General features: G+C 72.0%; 13 protein-coding genes. 7 read left to right on the plus strand and 6 right to left on the minus strand.

The genetic code is table 11. The features are described from left to right. Positions 1–38 precede the first annotated feature (38 nt). The 5 genes from rpsT to AB0H84_RS23075 all read left to right on the plus strand — a co-directional run bounded on the left by rpsT (position 39) and on the right by AB0H84_RS23075 (position 7,702). Entirely contained in the window at positions 39–308 is a 270-nt protein-coding gene (gene rpsT / locus AB0H84_RS23055) for a 30S ribosomal protein S20 (RefSeq protein WP_357607504.1), read from the plus strand. Between the two features lie 177 nt (positions 309–485). Then, positions 486–3,539, plus strand: coding sequence for an ABC transporter permease (locus AB0H84_RS23060; protein WP_357607507.1), 3,054 nt, complete (start codon positions 486–488; stop codon positions 3,537–3,539). Next, positions 3,536–6,103, plus strand: a complete 2,568-nt coding sequence (locus AB0H84_RS23065) for an FtsX-like permease family protein (protein WP_357607510.1) — start codon at positions 3,536–3,538, stop codon at positions 6,101–6,103. Before AB0H84_RS23060 ends, AB0H84_RS23065 begins: the two co-directional genes overlap by 4 nt. Continuing rightward, positions 6,100–7,017, plus strand: a complete 918-nt coding sequence (locus tag AB0H84_RS23070) for an ABC transporter ATP-binding protein (protein WP_357607513.1) — start codon at positions 6,100–6,102, stop codon at positions 7,015–7,017. Before AB0H84_RS23065 ends, AB0H84_RS23070 begins: the two co-directional genes overlap by 4 nt. Continuing rightward, on the plus strand, positions 7,010–7,702 hold the full coding sequence (locus AB0H84_RS23075; RefSeq protein WP_357607516.1) for an ABC transporter ATP-binding protein: 693 nt from the start codon (positions 7,010–7,012) through the stop codon (positions 7,700–7,702). The genes AB0H84_RS23070 and AB0H84_RS23075 overlap by 8 nt, the downstream gene beginning before the upstream one ends. On the opposite strand, the gene AB0H84_RS23080 is transcribed toward AB0H84_RS23075, so the two are convergent. Continuing rightward, positions 7,695–8,894: an MFS transporter gene (locus tag AB0H84_RS23080; RefSeq protein ID WP_357607518.1), complete on the minus strand. Its 1,200-nt coding sequence runs from the start codon at positions 8,892–8,894 to the stop codon at positions 7,695–7,697. The genes AB0H84_RS23075 and AB0H84_RS23080 overlap by 8 nt on opposite strands. Before the next feature lie 68 nt (positions 8,895–8,962). On the opposite strand from AB0H84_RS23080, the gene AB0H84_RS23085 reads away from it, so the two are divergent. Then, on the plus strand, positions 8,963–9,448 hold the full coding sequence (locus tag AB0H84_RS23085; protein ID WP_357607521.1) for a MarR family transcriptional regulator: 486 nt from the start codon (positions 8,963–8,965) through the stop codon (positions 9,446–9,448). Positions 9,449–9,532: 84 nt separating this feature from the next. After that, entirely contained in the window at positions 9,533–10,663 is a 1,131-nt protein-coding gene (locus AB0H84_RS23090) for an epoxide hydrolase family protein (RefSeq protein ID WP_357607524.1), read from the plus strand. Between the two features lie 103 nt (positions 10,664–10,766). Here the strand turns inward: AB0H84_RS23090 and holA are convergent, their stop codons facing one another. From holA to hutI, 5 genes are all read right to left on the minus strand, one after another. Continuing rightward, positions 10,767–11,738: a DNA polymerase III subunit delta gene (gene holA, locus AB0H84_RS23095; RefSeq protein WP_357607527.1), complete on the minus strand. Its 972-nt coding sequence runs from the start codon at positions 11,736–11,738 to the stop codon at positions 10,767–10,769. A gap of 225 nt (positions 11,739–11,963) precedes the next feature. Continuing rightward, positions 11,964–14,789, minus strand: a complete 2,826-nt coding sequence (locus AB0H84_RS23100; RefSeq protein ID WP_357607530.1) for a ComEC/Rec2 family competence protein — start codon at positions 14,787–14,789, stop codon at positions 11,964–11,966. 1 nt (position 14,790) lies between these two features. Then, a complete protein-coding gene (locus AB0H84_RS23105) occupies positions 14,791–15,333 on the minus strand; it encodes a ComEA family DNA-binding protein (RefSeq protein WP_357607533.1) in 543 nt (180 codons plus the stop codon). A 649-nt stretch (positions 15,334–15,982) separates the two neighbouring features. Then, the gene (locus AB0H84_RS23110) at positions 15,983–17,077 is read right to left on the minus strand and encodes a DegV family protein (protein ID WP_357607536.1); all 1,095 of its coding nucleotides are present in this window, start codon (positions 17,075–17,077) and stop codon (positions 15,983–15,985) included. Between the two features lie 13 nt (positions 17,078–17,090). Beyond that, complete coding sequence (hutI, locus tag AB0H84_RS23115) at positions 17,091–18,299, minus strand: imidazolonepropionase (RefSeq protein ID WP_357607539.1); 1,209 nt, start codon at positions 18,297–18,299, stop codon at positions 17,091–17,093. Positions 18,300–18,434: the final 135 nt, after the last annotated feature.

Consider the following 18,434-nt stretch of genomic DNA (forward strand, 5'->3'; position numbering starts at 1 on the left):
GCCCATCCATCACTTCAGACTCTCACCGAGGCTTCTTCGTGGCGAACATCAAGTCCCAGGTCAAGCGCAACAAGCAGAACGAGAAGGCGCGTCTGCGCAACAAGGCGGTCAAGTCCTCCCTGAAGACGGCCGTCCGCAAGTTCCGCGAGGCCGCCGAGCAGGGCGACGTCGAGCAGGCCGTCGCGCTGCAGAAGGCCGCCGCCCGCCAGCTCGACAAGGCCGTCAGCAAGGGCGTCATTCACAAGAACCAGGCCGCCAACCGCAAGTCCGCGATCGCCAAGCAGGCCGCGGCGCTGGCCACCAAGTAGAACGCCTGGCGTAGCGACGCCGCATCCCTCCTGGGGTGCGGCGTTTTCGTTTTCCGCACTCTTTTGTCACGGTTTCGATATCACACGCCCATATCGGGTGCGTCACCGTTGCAAAGATCACCTTGCCTGCCGTCCGACACCTGCCCGAAGGTGCACTAAACGGGCAAAGGGGGATGCATGCGGGGGCCGCTGGTCGTCAAGCGGGCGTTCAGTGAGCCGCTGCTCCTGCTGGCCGCGTTCGGCTCGATCCTGCTGGCCACGACCACGCTGGTCGCGCTGACCATGTACGCCTCCTCCATCGCCGACGCCGGTGTCCGCAGGACGATGGAGACGGCCTCGTACCGCCAGATCGCCGCCACCATCAGCGCCCCCGTGACGGCGCAGACGTTCCCGAAGTTCGACCAGGCCGTACGCGCCGAGCTCGGCAAGGCGTACACCAGGCCGCCCGCCGTCACCACCAGCTTCCGCTCGGACTCCTACGTCATGCCCGGCCAGGACGGCCGGGAGCGGCCCGAGCTGCTCAGGTTCGGCAGCTATGACGGCCTCGACCGGCACGCCAGACTCGTCTCCGGCGCCTGGCCGCGCGAGGCCGGCGACCGGGTGGAGGCCGCGATCTCGCTGTCGGCGGCCTCGGCGACCGGGTTCAAGACGGGCCAGGAGTTCACCACGAAGGGCCGCCTGGACCCGCGCCCGGTCAACGTGCGCATCGTGGGGGTGTTCCAGCTCAACGACCCGTTCGGCGAGCGGTGGGCGGGCGAGCAGCTGCTCAGCCGGGGCGTGGAGCGCGGCGACTTCACCACGTACGGGCCGCTGATGGTGCCCCGGGGGACGTTCGTCGCCCGCTTCGCCACGAACGTCAACGCCACCTGGACCGCCGAGCCCGACCTGCGCACGCTGACGCCCGCCCAGCTCCGCCCGATGGCCCGCGCGATCGACCAGCTGGGCGCGCGGCTGAAGGCGGACGGCTGCGGCAGCTGCGTGGCCGCCAGCCGGCTGCCCGAGATGCTGACTCAGCTCGACACCGCGTCCCTGGTGGCCCGCTCCACGATGCTGATCCCCGTGCTGCAGCTGCTGCTGCTGGCCGCGTACGCGCTGATGCTCACCGCGCGGCTGCTCGCGGACCACCGGCGCATGGAGGTGGCGCTGCTGCGCTCGCGCGGCGCGGGCACGGTGCGGCTGGGGGCGCTGGCGGGAGGCGAGGCGCTGCTGGTGGCGCTGCCGTGCGCGGTCGCCGCGCCGTTCCTGGGCCCGCCGCTGCTCGCGCTGGTCAACCAGTTGCCGTGGATCAAGGCGTCCGGGGTGCGGCTGGCGCCCTCCCCCGGCCTGGGCACGTTCCTCGTCTCGTTCGGCGTGGCGCTGGCCGCGGCCGTGCTGCTGGTGCTGCCGGCGCTGGCGGGCGCGCGGCGCACGTACGTCGAGGAGCAGTCGGCGCGTGGCCGCGGCGGCGGGCGCGGGCTGATGGAGCGGGCGGGCGCGGACGTGGCGCTGCTGGTGGTGGCGGGGCTGGCGATCTGGCAGCTCCAGCACTACGGCGCGCCGGTCACCGCGACGGCCGCCGGAGCGCTCGGCATCGACCCGCTGATCATCTCCGGGCCCGCGCTGGCCCTGCTCGCGGGCGGCATGCTGGGGCTGCGGCTGGTGCCGCGCATCTCGAGGCTGGCCGAGCGGCTGACCTCCAGGCGGCCCACGCTCGCACCGGCGCTCGGGGCGTGGCAGGTGAGCAGGCGGCCGCTCAAGTACGCGGGCCCCGCCCTGCTGCTGACCATGGCCATCGCGATCGGCGTCGTGTCCATGGCCACCGCGTCCACGTGGCGGGCCTCGCAGCTCGACCAGGCCCGCCACCAGGTAGGGGCCGACCTGCGGCTGTCGGGGCCGCCGGACGGGCCGGAGCTGGGCGCGCTCGGGCGCGGGACGGCGTTCGCGGCACTGCCGGGCGTCACGGCGTACTCGCCGGGCTTTCGCGGGCAGACCGAGGTGAGCGGGGAAAGCGCGCTGCTGCTCGGCGTGGACGCCGGCAAGCTGGGCGCGCTGTTCCACATACGTCCTGATCTGTCAGCCCAGCCGGTCGGCGAGATGTCACGCGAGCTGGTGGGAGACCAGGCGGGCAAGCTGGACCTGCCAGGTCAGCCGGCCACGCTGACGCTCCGGGCCGAGGTGGACGCGGACGTGCCGGCCCGGCTGGTGCTCTCCGACGCGCTGGGCGTGTGGCGTGACCTGTCTCTCGGCGTGCTGCACAAGGGCGAGAACCGGATCGACCTCGACCTCCGCGCGCTGGCCGGGCGCACCGGGAAGATCACGTACCCGCTGTCGCTGCGCGGCCTCGTCGCGAGCGCGCCGGACGGCACCGCGAACCTGACCCTGACCGGCCTCAGCGCCGACGGGCGCGAGCTGGCGGCCCCTCCGCTGGCCACGAAGGTGACGCGCTCCACGGTGGCCCCCTTCGCGCCGCTGCCGCGCCCGGGACCGCTGCCCGTGGTGCTCACCGCCGACCTGGCCGCCTCGCTCAAGCTGGCCGCCGGGCAGGTCGGGCCGGCCAGCATCGACCGCAGGGTGCTCCAGGTCAAGGTGGTGGCGGTCGTGGAGAGCATGCCGACGGCCGCCGCGGGGCAGAAGGCCGTGCTCGCCGACTGGGGGACGCTGCAGGCGTACGAGCTGGCCGCGGCGCAGCTGCCCAGGCCCGCGACCGAATGGTGGCTCGCGGCGGGCGACACCGCGCCCGCGGTGAAGGCGCTCAAGTCCCGGCCCGAGTGGGACGTGACCGCGCTCGACCAGCGGGAGCTGGCGGCCGAGCTGCAGGACGACCCCCTGGCCAGCGGGCTGCAGGGGGCGCTGATGCTCGGGTTCCTGGCGGCGCTGGTCTTCGCGGCGCTCGGGTTCCTGGTGAACGCGGCCGTGGCGGCGCGGGAGCGCATGGGCGAGTTCGCGATCCTGCGGGCGCTCGGGGTGAGCTCGAGGCAGGTGTTCGGGCTGCTGGCGATGGAGCAGGCGTTCGTCATCGGATTGTCCCTGGCCGCGGGCACCGGGCTCGCCGTGGTCGTCGGCGTGCTGGTGGTGCCGCACATCGTGCTGACCGGGCAGGCCTCGGCGGTCACGCCGGGCGTGGTGCTCGACATCCCGTGGGGCGCCACCGTCGCGATGCTGGCGCTGGTGGCGGCCGTGCTGTTCGGCATCGTGGCCGGGCTGGCCCGCCGATTGCGCGGGCACCACGGGCAACTCGTGGAGGAACGGTGAGGATCGCCCTGCTCGCCCGCGTGCACCTGGGCACGCTGGCCGTGCTCTTCGTGCTGGCGCTGAGCGCCTGCCTGCTGGTCGCGGGCCTGCCCAGGGCGATGCAGTCCTCGTTCGACGAGGCGCTGCGCCGCTCGCTGGCCACCGCCCCCGCGTGGCAGGCCGACCTGACGGTGAGCGTGGAACCGCGCTCACCGGAGGAGGATCTGCGCGAACGCGGCCAGTTCGACCTCCGCGACCGCCGCTGGCGCCAGATCCTGCCCGCGGCGCTGCGCCCGCTCGTCACCGGCTCGGGCCACATGAGCGCCAAGACCACCCGCACGCCCGTCACCGGGACCGGCGGCCAGACGTACATCAACCTCGGCTGGCTCTCGGACGCGGACCAGCGCGTCGACTGGGTCCAGGGGCGCGCGCCCGGCAGGGGCTCGACCATGCGGTACGAGGGCGCGACGATCCCGGTGTTCGAGGTGGGCGTCTCGGAGGACGCCCAGCGCGAGATGGGTCTCCAGGTGGGCCAGCGGAAGATGCTCGGCGAGAACGACTACGTCGCCGTGCAGATCGTCGGCATCTTCAAGGCCAGGAATCCGGCAGACCGCTACTGGAGCCACAACCTCGAGATCCTGCAGGTCACCAAGATTCAGCCGGCTGGCGCGCTGGACTTCGAGAAGCACACCACGACCCTCATCTCCGACGAGGGTCTGGCCGCGCTCCGCAGCGAGGGGCGCAACCTCTCCTACCACTGGATCCTGCCGATCGACGCCCGGGGGGCGAGCGCGCTGGCCGTGCCGGACGTGGACGCGGCGGTCACCGAGTTCGGGCGGGTGGCCGCGCTGCAGTCCACGGGCAGCCCGTACCACCTGGAGACCGGGCTGCCCAAGCTGCTCGGCGAATTCCGGGCCGCGCTGGGCACCGCGCAGACCGTGATGTACCTGGTGCTCGGGGGGCTGCTGGCGGTGGCGCTCGGCGTGATCGCGCTGGCCGTGCTGCTGCTGACCGACCGGCTCGACCACACGCTGACCGTGGCCAGGGCGCGCGGCGGGTCGCTGCGTCAGGTCGCCGGGGCCGCGGCTGCGGTGACCGGGGCCGCGGTGGTGCCCGCCGGTCTGGCCGGATATGGGCTGTCCTTCCTCGTCCCCGGCCCTGTGCTGCCGATCGTGCACCTGGGGCCGGCCGTCGTCGTCCTGGTGGCCGTCGGGTTCGCCGCCGCCCGGGTGGCCCGCTCGCATCGGAGCCCGCTGCACGAGCGCCGCGACGACGTGGCCGCCGGCCGGGTCTCGGCTCGCCGCATCACGCTGGAGGTGCTCGTCGTGGCGCTCGCGCTGGCGGGGGCCTACCTGCTGCGGGCCCGCGGGCTGGCGGGGGGCGACCCGTTCCTGCTGCTGGTGCCGGTCGGGCTGACGCTGGCGGCGGCGTTGATCACCTTGCGCTGCTACCCGTACCCCTTGCGGCTGTTCGTCCGGCTGGCCGCGCGCGGGCGGGCGGCGGTGCCGTTCCTCGGGCTGACCAGGGCGGCCAGGGCGCGCTCCGCCAGCGTGCTGCCGGTGCTGGTCCTGCTGCCCGCGCTGGGCGTGTCGGTGTTCGCGGCGGTGATCTCCGACGGGATCGCGAGCACCCAGCGGCTGGCGTCCTGGCAGCAGGTGGGCGCGCCGATCAAGGTGACGTCGGAGATCGAGATCCCGGCCGCCACGATCTCGCAGGTGCGCGCGCTCGCCGGCGTGGAGCAGGTGGTGCTCGCGCAGACGGGACGGGTGCAGGTCGGGTACGGCGCGGAGCGCGCGGAGGCCATCGCGGTGGACGTGGCGCAGTGGCGCCGGATCCTGGACGGCGCTCCCGTGAGCGTGCCCGCCCTGTCCGATGGCGCGCTGGTCTCTCCTGAGCTGCGGGGGCGGGGGACGTTCGAGATCGGGTGGCAGTCGCGGGTCAAGCTCGCCACGCGGGGCGTGATCGACTCGCTGCCCGGTTTCTACACCCAAGGTAAGTTCATCGTCGTGCCGCTGAGCGTGCTGACCCGGCCGGCCGTGAACACGCTGCTGATCAAGGGAGACGTGTCTCCTGACTCGCTGGCGCGGCTGATCCCGTCGGGGCGCGTGGAGTCGCAGGAGCGGGCGCTGAGCGCCATCAGGGACGATCCGCTCACCCGTACCGTGCGCTGGGCGCTGGTCGTGGTGACGGTGGCGCTGGGCTCGTACGCTCTGGTCGCGGTCGTGCTCTCCCTGGTCGTCGGCGCCGCCGAACGGGCGCGGGCGGTGTCGTTCCTGCGCACGCTCGGGCTGTCGGACCGCCAGGCGCAGCGGCTGACCGTGCTGGAGATCCTGCCCATGATCCTCCTCACCGCGCTGGTCGGGCTCGGCCTGGGCCTCTTGCTGCCGTACGCGCTGGGGCCCGGCGTGAACCTCGCCTCGTACGCCGGTGGCCTGCCCGTCGGCGACTACTCGCTCGACCTGCTCATACCTCTTGCGCTGGCCGCCGGGCTCGCGGCCGTCGCCGTGCTCGGCGCGTACGCGCACACCGCCATCAGCCGCCGCCGCAACCTCGGCGCCGTCCTGCGAGTGGGGGACCTCACATGAACCCGACCCTGTCCGAGCTGGAAGCGAGGGCCACCCGGGAGAAGGCCGCGTTCGGCGGCGACGCGCACATCGTGTGCGACAACCTGGTGCGCATCTACAAGACCGAGGGCGTCGAGGTCGTCGCCCTGCAGGGGCTCGACCTGGTGATCGACAAGGGTGAGCTGGTGGCCATCGTCGGCGCCTCGGGGTCGGGCAAGTCCACGCTGCTCAACGTGCTGTCCGGGCTGGACGTGCCGACGGCCGGGGTGGCGAGGGTGGCGGGGATGGACCTGCTGTCGATGAACGCCCGTGACCGGCTGCGGTACCGGCGCTCCGTGGTGGGCTTCATCTGGCAGCAGACCGCGCGGAACCTGCTGCCGTACCTGTCCGCCCGGGAGAACGTCGAGCTGCCGATGAAGCTGGCCGGCCGGCGTGGGGGGCGGGCCCTCGAACTGCTGGAGCTGGTCGGGGTCGGCTACTGCGCCGACCGCAAAATTCCCGAAATGTCGGGCGGCGAGCAGCAGCGGGTGGCCATCGCCGTCGCGCTCGCCAACTCCCCGCAGCTCATCCTGGCCGACGAACCCACCGGCGAGCTGGACAGCGAGACGTCGGAGCAGGTCTTCGACGCGCTGCGCAAGGCCAACAGGGAGCTTGGGGTGACCGTGGTCGTCGTGACGCACGATCCGCTGGTGGCCGAGCAGGTGGACCGTACGGTGGGCATTCGCGACGGGCGTACCAGCAGCGAGACGCTGCGGCGCGAGGGCGCCGAGGGGCAGATCGTCGCCGAGGAGTACGCGGTGCTGGACCGGGTGGGGCGGCTCCAGCTGCCACGCGACTTCATGAGCGCCCTCCAGATGGAGCGGCGCGTACGCCTCGAGCTCGAATCCGACCACATCGGCGTGTGGCCTGCCCGGGAGGAGCCCTCTGATGACTGATTCGCCCCTGCTCGTGGTGGAAGGGCTGCGCAAGGTCTACCGCAGCGGGCCCAAGGAGGTCGTGGCGCTGCGGGAGGTGTCCTTCTCGGTGTTCCCGGGAGAGCTCGTCGCCGTGCGCGGGCGGTCCGGCTCCGGGAAGACGACCCTGCTCAACCAGATCGGCGGGCTGGACCGACCGGACGCCGGGCGGGTGGTGGTCGACGGGCACGAGGTCACCGCCATGTCCGAGGACGCGCTGCTGGCCTTGCGGCGGGACGTGGTGGGGTTCGTGTTCCAGTCGTTCGGGCTGATCCCGGTGCTGTCGGCGGCCGAGAACGTCGGGGTGCCGATGCGGCTGCTGCGGATGCCGGTGGAGGAGCGCGAGGCCCGCATCCGGCTGCTGCTGGCCCTGGTGGGGCTGGAGCAGCATGCCAACCAGCGGCCGTACGAGCTCTCCGGCGGGCAGCGGCAGCGGGTCGCCATCGCGCGGTCGCTGGCGAACCGGCCCAGGCTGCTGGTGGCCGACGAGCCCACGGGGCAGCTCGACTCGCAGACCGGGCGGCAGATCATGGAGCTGCTGCGGGCGCTCGTACGGAGTGAGGGGGTCACGGCCCTGGTCGCCACCCATGACCCCAGCCTGATCACGCTGGCCGACCGGGTGCTCGAGATCAGCGACGGCGTCGTACAGGAGGCGGCACTCACCTGACCCGCTCCGGGGCTTCCTCCGCGGGAGCCTGCCGGAGAGAGGATCGCGACGGGAGGATGGCGGCCAGGTTCGCGGCGGCGACCAGCACTCCGCCCGTCAGGGCGAGCGCCGTCACCCCGGTGACGCCGGCCAGCGGCGCCGCCACCGCCAGCCCGAACGGCCGCGACGCGAACGAGATGAGCTGGTCGAACGAGCGCACCCGCCCCAGCGCCCGCTCCGGGATCTCGTCGGCCACCACCGTCTCCCACAGCGGGCTGAGCAGCCCCAGCCCGAACATCGCCACGAAGTACGCGCCCGCCAGCACCGCGGTGGGCGCCGCCACGGCCAGGGCCACCATGGGCAGCAGGTAGCAGGCGGCACCGGCCTGGACCACCACCAGCGGCCGGCGGATGGGCAGCCGAGGAGCGGCCAGCACGCCCAGGACCAGGCCGACCGTGCCGCTCTGCACGATGATCGTCCAGCTCACCTCGCCGCCGAGCTCCCGCACGGCCGTCACCGGCGCGAGCGTCAGGAACAGCCCGGCCATGAAGTGCCACACGCCGTGCGCGAGCGTGCAGGCCAGGAACCATCGACGTCCCCTGACCTCCCGCCAGCCCTCGGCCACGTCCCTGCCGAAAGAGGAGACCTTTCTGAGCTGAGGCGCCGCGGGCGTGCGGATCCCGCCGAGGGTGAGCGCCGAGCACGCGAACAGGGCCGCCGTGAGCGCGGCCGCCCAGCCGGGACCGGCAACCAGCGTGACCGTCCCCGCCACCGCCGGAGCGACGACCGCGGACAGGCTGGTGGCCACGCCGATCCGCGCGTTCATCCGCAACCGGTTGTCGCCGGGCACCACCGCGACCACCAGCCTCGGCACGGCCGGGCTGCCGAACGCGATGGCGACCCCCGCCACGGCCGACAGCACCGCCAGGTCGAGCAGCCGGTTCACACCGAGCAGCAGCTCGACGGCGATGGCGGCCTGCGACAGGCACCGGGTCAGGTCGGCGAGGAGGGCGACCCGTTCGGGCCGGATCCGGTCGGCCAGCACCCCGCCCACGGGGAGGAAGAGCAGGAGCGGCACCATCTCGCTAGCCAGCACGATGCCCAGCGCCCCGCCGTCCCCGGTCGCCCGCAGGACGGCGAGCGTCAGGGTGGTGGGGATGAGCGCGGTGGCGAGCGCGGACAGGCACCGCCCGATGAGGAGTCGCTTGATCACAGGTCAGCAGGATATTTCGCCAGCAAATGTTTCGTCAACAAAATACTTACGGCCGTATGATCCGTTGCATGGAGGACTCGGTCGATCGCCACCTGGCCCGCTGGCGCGGCAGGGCCCCGTTCGACGAACGGGTGGAGGCGGTCGTGACGCGGATGCAGTTCCTCGTCAAGCACCTGGCCCACACCAAGGAGGCGGCGCTGAAGGAGGTGGGGATGCAGGACTTCGAGTTCGAGACGCTGCACCGGCTCGTGGCACGCGACGGCTCGGCCACCCCGTCCGAGCTGGCCGCCGACCTCCTGCTCTCCCCGGCCGGGATGACGGGCCGGCTGGACACCCTGGAGCGCTCGGGCCTGGTACGGCGGGTGCGCAGCACGGAGGACCGCCGGCGGGTGGACGTCGAGCTCACCCCCAAGGGCCACGACCTCTGGATGGACGCGATGACGATCCGGGGAGAGGTGGAGGCCGAGCTGGTGAACGCCCTGCCGCCCGCGGACCAGGCCCTCCTGGACGGCCTGCTCAAACGGCTCCTGGTGAAGGCGGAAGCCGGCCACTGAGCTCCGCGCCGGTAATCCGATTGAGCGTGTCAGGCCACCGGTGGTATGCCAGTCCCGTCATTTCCGGCGATTCGGAGGCAGTACGTGGCCCCATCCCCCTTCCGCATCGAGGTGCCCGGCGACGTGCTGGACGACCTGCGGGCTCGCCTGCGTGCGACCAGGTTCACGGACCGCAGCGGGAAGCAGCCGTGGCAGGCCGGAGCCGACCCCGCGTACCTGCGGGAGCTCGTGGCGTACTGGGCGGAAGGGTTCGACTACCGCGCCCGGGAGGCGGAGCTCAACGCGCTGTCGCACCACCGGGAGCGCGGCCTGCATTTCGTACGCATTCCCGGGGTGGGTCCCGCGCCCATGCCCATCCTCCTCTGCCACGGATGGCCGAGCAGCTTTCTGGAGATGCTCCCCCTGGCGGCACGCCTGTCCGACCCCGCCCGCCACGGCGGCGACCCGGCCGACGCGTTCGACGTCGTGATCCCGTCCATGCCGGGCTTCCTCTACTCCGACCTGCCGGACGAGCCGCTCACGCGGGCCGCGATGGCGCGTACGCTGCACACCCTGATGACCGACACCCTCGGGTACGAGCGGTACGCCGCCTTCGGAGGCGACATCGGCGGGGCGGCCATCCAGTGGCTCGGCGCGCTCCATCCCGAGGCGGTGGCCGGGATCCACCTGATCCATCCACCGTTCCCCGCCTCGCTGGACGAGCCGCCGATGTCGGCGGAGGAGCAGGCGTTCATGGCGGCGGAGGAGGCGTACGACGAGCAGGACGGCGGCTACAGCGCCATCATGGGGACGCGACCCGACACCATCGCCGCCGCCCTGGCCGACTCACCCGCCGGACTGGCTGCGTGGATAGTCGACAAATATCGTGACTGGAGCGACTGCCACGGCGACGTGGAGTCCCGCTTCGACCGCGACACCCTGCTCACGATCCTGACGCTGTACTGGGCGACCGGCTCGATCGGCACCTCGTTCAGGCAGTACTACGACTGGGAGCACAACACCCCTCGCCCGCCCATCACGGTGCCGACGGCCATCACCCTCAGCCACGAACCGTCCATGGCCGGGATCCCCCGCTCGATCGCCGAACGCTCCTGCACCGACCTCCGCCACTGGAGCGAACCTGGACGTGGTGGTCACTTCCTGGCGCTGGAGGAGCCGGACCTGATGCATGGGGAACTGACCACATTCTTCCGCCCCCTCCGCCATACCTCCTGATACCCGCCCACACCACGCCCCGCGCACACCACCACCCGCCCACGTCCCGCTCGCCACATCACGCCACGCCCTGCCCACACCACGTCAGGGCGTGGGAGACCCGCTACCGTCCCGTGCGGCAGGCGACGATGACCTGCACCGCATGCTCCAGCGCGTAGGCCGGGTCCGCTCCCCCACCCTTGACCTGCTCATCCGCACTGGCCACAGCCTGGATGGCCTTGGACAACCCTTCGGGCCCCCACCCGTTCAGCTGCCGCTTGACCCGGTCGACCTTCCACGGCGGCATGCCGACATGGCTGGCCAGCTGCCCGCCCCTGAGGTTGCGCGGCGCGCTGCCGACCTTGGCCAGCGAGCGCAGCCCACCGGCGAGCGCGCTCACCAGCAGGACGGGAGCGACCCCGGTGCCGAGAGCCCACCGCAACTGCTCCAGAGCGTCGGCCAGGCGCCCCTCGACAGCCGAGTCCGCCACGTTGAAGCCGGTCACCTCGGCCCGGCCCTTGTGGTAGCGAGCCACGGCGGCCGCACTGATCGTCTTGTCCTCGGTGTCGAACGCCAGCTGGCTGCAGGCCGCCGCCAGCTCCCGCAGGTCATTGCCCACGGCGTCGAGCAACGCCTGAGCCGCGTCACCGGAAATGCTCCGCCCGGCCCGCTTGAACTCGCCCTTGATGAAGTCGAGCCGCTCCCCTGCCTTGGTGACCTTGTCGACCGTGACCACCTTGGCCCCGGCCTTCTTCACCCCGTCGACCAGCGCCTTCCCCTTCACCCCGCCCGGGTGCGCCAGCACCAGCACGGTGTCGCCGGAGGGCTGCTTGGCATAGGCGACGATCTCGGCGATGACCTCCTTCGCCAGATCCTGCGCCGATCGGATCACCACCACGGACTGATCGCCGAAGAGCGACGGCGAAGTCAGCTGCGTCAACTCCCCGACGCCGACCTTGCCGCCCACGAGGTCATGCACCTCGGCCGTCGGGTCAGCGGACCGAGCCGCCGCGACGACCACACTGACCGCCCGCTCGGCCAGCAGCTCCTCATCGCCGAGGACCAGGGTCACAGGTGCTGGATCGGTTCCCGCCATGCCAGGAGCATGCCATGCACCACCGACAACCTGGTACTCGAAGGCCCTTGGAGCACCATCGACGCGCGAGTCATCCTGGTAGTTGCGGGGACCCCACCTCAGCACCGCCAAAGCCCGCCGTCTCCCCGTATGGACCCCACGCTCCAGTTAAGAGACACTCACGTCCACCGCCGCGAGAGCCTCCTCCGTCCCCGGCCTCCTCAGGCGAGTCTGATGGCGTGGAGACTACGGACCACGCGAGACCACAGCAATCTCCCCTTCCCGCTCCACGACGGCAAGGTCGCCGGATTTGTCGGTCCGGTAGACGTCGGCCCCCAGACGGCGGAGGAGGGCGAGCGTGGACGGGGCCGGATGACCGTAGTCGTTGTCGGCCCCCACGCTGATCAACGCCGCCCGCGCCCCGACAGCAGCCAGGAAGGCCGGGGACTGCCGGTTGGATCCATGATGCGGGGTCTTGAGGAGGTCTGCCCGTACCGCAACCCGCCGCAACAGCTCCTCCTGCGCCTCCGTCTCCAGGTCGCCGCTCAGCAGAATCGAGCCGGACCGCCAGCGCACATGGACGACCACACTGGAGTTGTTGATCGCGCTGCCCTCACCCTGCCCGTTCGTCTCGCTCTGAGCGGGATCGGGGCCGAGCACAGTCAGCTCCGACGGGCCGAACCGCCAACCGGTCCCCGGCGATGCCGTCCACTCCGGTATGTGGTGGCGGGCCAGTGTGGCCGAGACGTAGGCGCTGGATCGAGCGCCTGTCCGTTGCGGGCTGACGACCACGGCTCCGACTCGCCGGTTCCTGAGCACGCCGGGGAGGCCGTCCACATGATCGGCATGCGGGTGGGTGAGGATGAGCAGGGGCACGTCGTCAACGCCGACCCTGCGCAGGCACCGATCCATGACGACCGGATCAGGTCCGGTGTCGACCACGACGCCTCGTCCCGGCCCCGCCGCCACGACAAGGCCGTCCCCTTGGCCCACATCGCACATCACCATCAGCCATCCCTTGGGCGGCCACGAACCGGCGATGGGCCGGATCACCAGCACCGCCACCAAGGCAGCACCGGCCACTGTCAGCGCCACCGCCCTCCAGGCCCGCCGCCGCAGGATCGGGATCGCGACCGCCACCGCGACCAGGAGCAACCCCAGTCCTGGAAGGCCGCCGGGCCACGGCACGGTGGCGAAGGGCAGGTTGACCGCCCAGCGGGCCACCGTGACGATCCACCCGACCGCGTAACCAGCCGGAATCACCAGAAGCCTGGCACCTCCGGGCCATACGGGCGCCACCAGAGCGGCAGCGAACCCGAGCAGCGTCGCAGGCGCCACCGCCGGAGCCACAAGCAGGTTGGCGACCACCGCGACGGGGGTCAGTTGCCCTGCCATGAGCACGAGAACGGGCGTCACCGCCATCTGCGCGGCCACCGGCACAGCGACAGCCTCAGCCATCCAACGCGGCAACCGATACGCCCTTTTGGAACCCCCGCCGCCACCCGATGACTCATCGGCTTCGTGACAGTGCGAATGCCGGCCATCTTGCGGGTGTCGGCCATCTTGCGGGTGCCGGACGCCTTGCAGGCGCCGGACGCCTTGCAGGCGCCGGACGCCTTGCAGGCGCCGGCCATCTTGCAGGTGCCGGACGCCCTCCGCGTGCCGGACGCCTTTCCTGGGCAGGGTCGGGTGTGGCTGCGGGCCATGTCCCGTGTCATTCCGCTCTGAGGCGGCGCTCCCGCCGCTCGACGCCGACAAGCGGTCGCGCCAGCGTGGGGCGAGGACGAGGATGCCTGCGGTTGCTGAGACCGAAAGGGCGAAGCCGTACGAGCGGGCCAGCTCGGGAGCGAACAGCACCAAGAGGAGGACCGTTGCCGACAGTGCCGCCAGGCCGTCCTTCGAGCGGCCCGTGCCCAGCGCGATGGCGGCGGCCAGGCCCATGAGGAGGGCGCGCAGGACGCTCGGCGACGGGCGGGCGACCACAGCGAAGGCGAGCATCGCGATGGCCGCGAGGACAGCTCTCAGAGGGAGGGGGAGCCCGAGAAGGCGGGACAGGGCGAGGGTGGCGCCTGCCACGATTGCCAGGTTTGCACCGCTTACGGCGTTCAAGTGGCTCAGCCCTGCCTCCTTGAGGTCTGCTGCCACCTGAGGGTCCATGCGTGAGACATCACCGACGACCAAGCCCGGCAGGAGTCCGCGCTGATCGGCGGGAAGGGGGTCGGCGGCGGCTCGCAAGCCCGACCTGAGGGTGCCCGCCGCCGTCTGGAGGCCGGACGGGGCTGTCAGGACCCGAGGGGAGCCTTGCACCAGGAGGATGGCTGCAACGAGGTCGCCAGGGCCGGGCGTGGCGAGGCGGCCGGTGACCTCAAGGTGCTGGCTGGGGAGAAGGGCGCCCCAGTCGTGTCCGCTGGCGAAGACGGTGATGGGGACGTTGACGGACTCTCGGGTGCCGGGCGTTTGGATGAGCTCCAGGGTCGCCGGGATCACGTAGCTCTCTTGGTTGAAGTGGCCGCTTCTCTTAGCTCTCCGCTTGGGGTCGTCTGTCAGGGCGATCTGGGCGGTTACAGAGGTGTTCTTCTTGGCCAGGTCGGCCGCCGGGCCGGTGCTCAGAGCGTGGACTCGGAAGGCGACCGACGCCGAGGCGGCGGCGGCGCAGATGAGCGTGGCAATGGTGATGTTGCGCCATGGAGCCGGGTGAGCTGACCGCCGTGCCTCCCGTTGGAGCCGAGGAAGCCGGTGGCCGGGCAGCGAAAGTCGGTGCCCAAGCCAAGGGAGCCGGTAGCCGGGCGCTGAAAGCCAGTGCCCAAGCCAACGGCTCTGATACACGTGTCGGGTCGGCCGGTCGGCGAGCCTCGTTCGCCCGGTCATGGACTGGGCGAACGACATCATGAGCCGGGTGTGCCAGGCTACGGCCGTGGCGGCCAGGGCTGCGGATATGGCGACGATCAGGCCTGTGCGGGCAGAGCAGCCGAGTAGCGTCAGGGCACTCGCCCAGGCGGCCAGCGCGGGCAGGATGAGTGGCCAGGCATGTTCACGCTTGTCGACAGCCTGGTCGGCGCGCGGGGTCGTCATGTCAGACGCTGACCCTCGCCTTGAGTTCGTCGAACTTTCGCGGGCCTATTCCGGTCACCTCGCGTAGCTGCTCAACCGCGGTGAAACCACCATGAGAGTCGCGGAACTCGATGATGCGCGCGGCCAGGACCTCCCCTACGCCGGGAAGCTGTTCGAGTTGGTCGGTTGTGGCGGAGTTGAGGTTGAGCACGGCGGTGGCGGCCGGGCCCGTGACGGAGGTTCCGGGGGCCGCCTGGGTGGCGGTGCCGCCCACGACTATCTGCTCGCCGTCGATCAGGCGTCTGGCGAGGTTGAGTGTGCCGGTGGAGGCGCCGCGTGACACGCCTCCTGCCGCTTCCACGGCGTCCGTGACTCGAGAGCCTGACGGGAGTTGGTAGACGCCGGGCTTGTGGATCTTCCCGGTGACGTGGACGGTCACCTTGGCCGGGGCGGTCGGCGACGGGGTCGTGTGTGCGGCGATCGGAGTGGGCGGTGGCAAGGGCTCCGGTGAGGGCTGGGAACGCCAGAGGAAGAAGGCCGCGACGGCGGCGGCGAGGACTCCCACGGCCAGCAGGACCCGAAGACCGGGCTTTCCGGGGTCCAGGGTCGGGGCGTGGGCGGCGAGGGCCGCGCGGAATGCCTGGAAGGTGGGTGGTTCAGGGGCAGGTCCGCCGCTCCTTCGATGCGGTGACGTTGACGCGTTCGGGCGGTGTTCGTGGGGTGCGGGTGGGGTGGTGTCCTCCTCCCATCCGTCTGTGGCATGAGATGAGGGCACGGCGGCGGAACCCCAGCGGCTCTCCTCATGACTCAGCTGCTGAGACCGCTCACCTTCGTACCCTCTCTCCTGGAGGTGGGGTGGCGGCCAGCCGGCCTGGTGCCCACTCCCCTGAGGGCTGTACGGGTGCCGGCCGCCTTGGCGGCCTCTGCCTCGCGGTTCGGAGGGAACGTCGTGATCCCGAGCCTCGGCCGGCCCCCCCGTGCCGCCGGCGAGCCGGCCGAGAGGGTGGCGGGAGCGGCGGGAAGGCGCGTTGATCGACCGTAGCCGGGACTCGGCTATGGTCCGCTCTGCCGTGGGATCGGGGGTTCGCACGGCAGCGAACGTATCTTCTCAGCCGTCGGCGCCGGGGTCCCGAACCGCGTTCTGGGGATGGAGAGGAGACGGGTGCAGGGCCTGTGGACAACGGCCGTACACGGAGGTCTCGAACGGCACGGAGCTACCGGTCGGCGGACGTGACCGTGAGGCCGAGCATGCCGGGGCCCACGTGGGCGCCGATCACCGCCCCAAGCTCCACCACCCGCAACTCCACCAGACCGGCCAGCCGCTTCGGCAGGCGCTCTGCCAGTGCCTCGGCCCGTTCCCTCGCCCCCAGGTGCTGTACGGCCACCTCCACGGGCCCCTCACCCGCCGCCCGGACGGCCAGGTCCTCCAAGCGGGCGATGGCGCGTGACGACGTGCGGACCTTCTCCAGGAGCGAGATGCGGCCGTCCACAATGTGGAGCAGCGGCTTGATCAGGAGGGCAGAGCCGACGAGGGAGGCGGCGGCGCCGATACGGCCGCCGCGACGCAGGTAGTCGAGGGTGTCGACGTAGAAGAACGTCCGCGTGGTTTCCATGCGGCGGCGCGCGGCTGACGTGACCTCCTCCAAGGAGGCGCCGCGCGCGGCGGCGCGGGCGGCGGCAAGGACCGGGTAGCCGAGGCCCATGGCGATCGAACGGCTGTCGATCACTTCCACGGGTACGGGCGCCCGGCCGGCGGCCGTCTGGGCGGACTCGACGGTGCCCGACAGCTCCCGGGACAGATGGATCGAGACGATGCCGGTCGCGCCTGCGGCCGCCAGGGCGGAGTAGCAGGACGCGAAGCTCTCCGGCGATGGGCGCGAGGTGCTGGCAGAGGCGAGGTCGCCACGGAAAGGGCTCGCGTCGCGGAAGCCGCCGCCACGCTCACCCAAAGGCGTCCCGTTGTTGCCGGCCCACTCGTGCTCGGGCGCGGCCCACTCGTGCTCGGGTGCGGCCCACTCGTGCTCGGGTGCGGCCCACTCATGCCGGGGAACGGCCCGCTCATGCTCCGGAGCAGCGGCCTCATGCTCGGGCGCGGCGGCCCGCTCATGCCGGGGTGCGGCCTGCTCATGCCGGGGCGCGCCGCCACCCGCCCCGAAGGGGGGCTCGCCGGAGGAAGCGCCGTCGATCCCGAACAAGGGCTCGTCGTACGACACACCCCCGGCGATCACCTGCACCGGCACCACCGCGACACCCGGCACATCCGGCAGATAGGCCGTCGAATCCGTGACGACGGCGACCGAGGGCGGCATGACCCGGGACAAGCTACTGAACGGGTGTCCCACCCCGCCACACCCGGCGCGGCTTGAGCCCGAAGGACCAGGCGAAGGCGCCCTCGTGGTCGGCGTCCCACTGCACGATGTCCGCCAGCCGGCCCGGCGCCAGGACGCCGCGGTCAGGAGCGCCCAGGACGGTGGCCCCGCCGAGGGTGGCGGCGCGCAGGGCGTCGTTGACGCTCATCCCGAACGCCGACACCGCCATGGCGATGACGAGGGACATCGAGGTGATGCCGCAGTAGCCGGGGTTGTGGTCGCTGCCGAGGGCGATCTGCACGCCGTGCTTGATCATCTGGCGGACCGGCGGGAGATGGCCGCGCTGCAGAGCCGTGGCCGGGCAGACGACGGCGGGCACGCCGTAGCGGGACATGATCGCGATGTCCTCGTCCGACATGTGGTGCAGCCCGTCCGCGGAGGCGCAGCCGAGCTCGGCGGCCAGCTGGACGGCCCCGCGCCGGCTGAAGAGGCCGGCGTGGATGCGCGGCAGCAGCCCGACGTTGCGCCCCGAGGCGAGCACCCAGCGGGACTCCTCGGTGGTGAAGTGGCCCTCGTCGCAGTAGACGTCGACGCTGTCGGCGCCCGCCGCGGCCGCGTCGGCGCACCAGGCGCCCACGGCCTCGACGTATTCGCGCTGACGCCCGAAGTATTCGGGCGGCACGACGTGCCCCGCCAGGAACGTGACGTGCACCCGCGGCATCATCGGCTCCTTCTCCAGCTCGCGCAGGAGTCGGACGTCGGCCAGCTCGCCGTCGCGGGTGAGGTGGTAGCCGGTCTTGGCCTCGACCGTGGTGGTGCCGCTGAGCAGCCAGCTGCGCAGCCGCTCGCGCACGCCGTTGCAGAGGGTCCACGGGTCGGTGCCGCGCGTCACGGTGACGGTCGAGCCCACGCCGCCGCCCGCCGCGGTGATCGAGGCCGAGGTGGAGCCGCCGGTGCGGATGGCCAGCTCGGCGTAGCGGTTGCCGGCGTAGACGGGATGGGTGTGGGCGTCGATGAGGCCGGGCGTGACGAGCGCGCCGCCCAGGTTTTCGACGTGGTCGACGTCGACGATGTCGTCGACGACCCCGGGCACGCTCTGCGGCAGGTCAGGCGCCCGCCCGACCCACGCGATGCGATCGTTGTGCACGAGGATGGCCGCGTTGCTGAGGACCTCGTTGCCGGTCCAGAGGCGGCCGATGTTGGTCAGGAGTCGAACGGTCACCGCATCACCGCCTCGCGTGAGCCCCCACTCGCGCACCGGCATGAACGCAGCGCACAGCGCACGGCCTGGGCCGCGCCCACTGAGTCCGCTCCGGGTCCGGACGACATGGGGGGTCTCCTGCTCTCATCCGCATCT

It is taken from the genome of Nonomuraea sp. NPDC050786, assembly GCF_040654115.1.
Classification (GTDB): Bacteria; Actinomycetota; Actinomycetes; order Streptosporangiales; family Streptosporangiaceae; genus Nonomuraea.

Coding starts and splice junctions, on each gene's coding strand:
- AB0H84_RS23110 (WP_357607536.1), bottom strand. CDS start 17,077: ATGCCGCCCTCGGTCGCCGTCGTCACGGATTCGACGGCCTATCTGCCG.
- AB0H84_RS23070 (WP_357607513.1), top strand. CDS start 6,100: ATGAACCCGACCCTGTCCGAGCTGGAAGCGAGGGCCACCCGGGAGAAG.
- AB0H84_RS23075 (WP_357607516.1), top strand. CDS start 7,010: ATGACTGATTCGCCCCTGCTCGTGGTGGAAGGGCTGCGCAAGGTCTAC.
- AB0H84_RS23100 (WP_357607530.1), bottom strand. CDS start 14,789: ATGACGACCCCGCGCGCCGACCAGGCTGTCGACAAGCGTGAACATGCC.
- AB0H84_RS23060 (WP_357607507.1), top strand. CDS start 486: ATGCGGGGGCCGCTGGTCGTCAAGCGGGCGTTCAGTGAGCCGCTGCTC.
- AB0H84_RS23085 (WP_357607521.1), top strand. CDS start 8,963: ATGGAGGACTCGGTCGATCGCCACCTGGCCCGCTGGCGCGGCAGGGCC.
- holA (WP_357607527.1), bottom strand. CDS start 11,738: ATGGCGGGAACCGATCCAGCACCTGTGACCCTGGTCCTCGGCGATGAG.